The organism is Streptomyces sp. MUSC 14 (assembly GCF_001866675.1).
Classification (GTDB): Bacteria; Actinomycetota; Actinomycetes; order Streptomycetales; family Streptomycetaceae; genus Streptomyces.
On sequence record NZ_MLYN01000119.1, the window covers coordinates 1 to 1,157 of the forward strand.

Here is a 1,157-nt window from a genome sequence, read left to right on the forward strand (position 1 = left end):
GGGGTGCATGTCCTGGGAGAAGTCCTGGTCTGCCGCCCGGTGGGCCTCGGCGGTGGTTGCCGCCGGCGGCCGGGCGGGTGGGTCCGCGGGGTCAGACGAGGGCGGCGACCAGCGAGGCGAAGGCGGCGATGATGACGGCGACGCGGGCGTAGTGCCAGCGGTTCCAGCGGTTCAGCTGCTCCTTCCAGTCCGCGGGCCGGTTGCCGGGGGTCCATGCCTTGTTCCGGTTGTTGATCGGGACGAGCAGCAGGACCGACATGATCACGCTGAGGATCAGCAGTGCGGCTGCGGTCACGACGAGTCCGGTGCCGTGGTGGTGGCGTCCGGCGACGGCCCAGATGCCGGCGAGGACGAGGGAGGCGATGTACCAGACGGGCATGATGGCGCCGAGCATCCGGCCGCCATGGCTGTGGCCCGTCTGGCTGGCGTCGTCGGGGAGTGCGCCGAGGATCCGGTTCATGACGAAGGCGACGGCGAACTCCACCCCCACCATCACGCCGACGACCACGGTCGTGAACACCTCGAGTGCGCTGAGCATGATGACCCCTCCTGGATCTAGCATCGCTAGCTGTTGAGGCAACGCTAGTACTACTGCCGCTCGATTGTCTAGCGATGCTAGGATCCGGGTTATGTCGGTACAGGAACGCAAGGCACGCGAACGGGCGGAACGCGAACGCCTGATCGTGGCGACGGCCCGTGAACTCGCCGAGCAGCAGGGCTGGGACGCGGTCACCACCCGCAGGCTCGCCGAGCGCATCGAATACAGCCAGCCCGTCCTCTACAGCCACTTCCGGGGCAAACGCGAGATCATCGGCGCCGTCGCCCTCGAAGGCGCCACCGACCTGGCCGTGGCGGTGCGGGCCGCCGCCTCCGCCGCGAACAGCCCACGCGAGCGAGTCGCCGCCCTCGCCCGCGCCTACCTCGACTTCGCCGCACACAACCCGGCGGTCTACGACGCCCTGTTCCAGCTCGACGGCGGCCTCGCCTACGCACAGGAGGACACCCCACAGCCGCTCAAGGACGCCTTCGCCGCCCTCCTGGAAAGCCTCGGCGAGGTCGCCGGGGACGGCGTCGAACCAGGACTGTTCACCGAGACGTTCTGGGCATCCCTGCACGGAATCGCCACCCTGACCCGAGCCCAACGACTCCCCCCGGAG

2 protein-coding genes are annotated in these 1,157 nt (G+C 69.3%); one reads left to right on the forward strand and one right to left on the reverse strand.

Features of this window, described 5'->3' with window-relative positions:
• Positions 1–91: 91 nt before the first annotated feature.
• Entirely contained in the window at positions 92–538 is a 447-nt protein-coding gene (locus BIV25_RS45695) for a DUF1772 domain-containing protein (RefSeq protein WP_071378525.1), read from the reverse strand.
• 91 nt (positions 539–629) lie between these two features.
• Here BIV25_RS45695 and BIV25_RS45700 point away from each other — a divergent pair.
• Positions 630–1,157 (forward strand): TetR/AcrR family transcriptional regulator (locus BIV25_RS45700; protein ID WP_071378526.1); only part of this gene is annotated, 528 nt, incomplete at its 3' end.

Coding starts and splice junctions, on each gene's coding strand:
- BIV25_RS45695 (WP_071378525.1), bottom strand. CDS start 538: ATGCTCAGCGCACTCGAGGTGTTCACGACCGTGGTCGTCGGCGTGATG.